Source organism: Paracoccus beibuensis, assembly GCF_026162625.1.
GTDB classification, from domain to species: domain Bacteria; phylum Pseudomonadota; class Alphaproteobacteria; order Rhodobacterales; family Rhodobacteraceae; genus Paracoccus; species Paracoccus beibuensis.
This window is the reverse complement of record NZ_JAOTBD010000096.1, coordinates 1-1,253: the sequence shown is the minus strand read 5'-3', so window position 1 is coordinate 1,253 and position 1,253 is coordinate 1. Positions and strand designations below refer to the sequence as shown.

1 protein-coding gene is annotated in these 1,253 nt (G+C 63.1%); it reads left to right on the top strand.

Going from position 1 to position 1,253, the window contains the following annotated elements; translation table 11 throughout:
• The first annotated feature begins 67 nt into the window (after positions 1–67).
• Positions 68–1,227, top strand: a protein-coding gene (locus OC159_RS19955) for an IS3 family transposase (RefSeq protein ID WP_265502971.1) whose coding sequence is annotated in 2 segments (ribosomal slippage) — positions 68–326 and positions 326–1,227 — 1,161 coding nt in all. Because the reading frame shifts where the segments join, the coding sequence is not laid out codon by codon here.
• Positions 1,228–1,253: the final 26 nt, after the last annotated feature.

Here is a 1,253-nt window from a genome sequence, read left to right as displayed (position 1 = left end):
TGACCTGCCCCCCGGAACGTCCCTCGCTCTGATGTAGAGTTTGCTTCATCAAGAAGGAGCAGACGACATGAGGAAGAGCCGCTTCACCGAGGCGCAGATCATCGGAATGATCAAGGAACAGGAAGCCGGGATGGCGACGGCGGAAGTCTGTCGCCGTCATGGGCTCAGCCCGGCGACGTTCTACAAGTTCAAGGCCAAGTATGGCGGCATGGATGTGTCCGACGCGCAAAGGCTGAAGGCGCTCGAGGACGAGAACGGCAAGCTGAAGAGGCTCCTGGCTGACGCGATGCTCGACAATGTCGTGCTTAAGGATCTGCTGGGAAAGCCCTGACGACATCGAAAGCGCGGCGGGACGCGGTGCTCAAGGCGATGCGGGATCACGCCATCTCGCAACGCCGGGCCTGCGTTCTGGTCGGTGTCGATCCGAAGACGGTGCGGCGTGAGCGGCTGCCCGACAACCCGGAGATCCGTGAGGCCATGCAGGAGGTCGCAGCCGTGCGTCGCCGGTTCGGCTATCGACGCATCGGGCTGCTGCTGGAGCGCAAAGGTATGCTGATGAACCCGAAGAAGCTGTATCGGCTCTATCGCGAGGAAGGGCTGTCGGTCAGGCGGCGAAGGGGGCGCAAACGTGCGCGAGGCACACGAACGCCAATGCCGCTGGCCCTGTTGCCGAACCAGCGCTGGTCGCTGGACTTCGTGGCCGACACCTTCGGAGCCTCGCGCAGATTCCGCATCCTGGCGGTGATCGACGATTGCTGCCGCGAGAACCTGTGCCTGGTCGCCGACACCAGCATCTCGGGCGCAAGGGTCGCGCGCGAGCTGGATGCGCTGGTCAGGGTCTACGGCAAGCCTGCCTGTATTGTCAGTGATAATGGCACTGAGTTCACCAGTAGGGCCATTCTGAAGTGGGCCGAGCAGAACGACGTCGCCTGGCATTACATCGATCCCGGCAAGCCACAGCAGAACGCCTTCATCGAGTCATTCAACGGCAGCCTGCGTGACGAACTGCTGAACGAGGAGATCTTCGACACCCTGGACGACGCCCGCCGCAAGATCGCCCTCTGGCGCTATGACTACAACACCGTCAGGCCGCACTCCTCGCTCGGGAACCTGACACCGCTCGAAGCGCGCCGGACGCTTGCGCTACCCGAGGGCTCCGCGCCCGGCGCGCTTGCCCTGAAACGATCCGCCGACTACCAATCTCAAACCGGCAGACTCTCGTTATGACCGAGGGACCAACGGGGGGCAGGTCA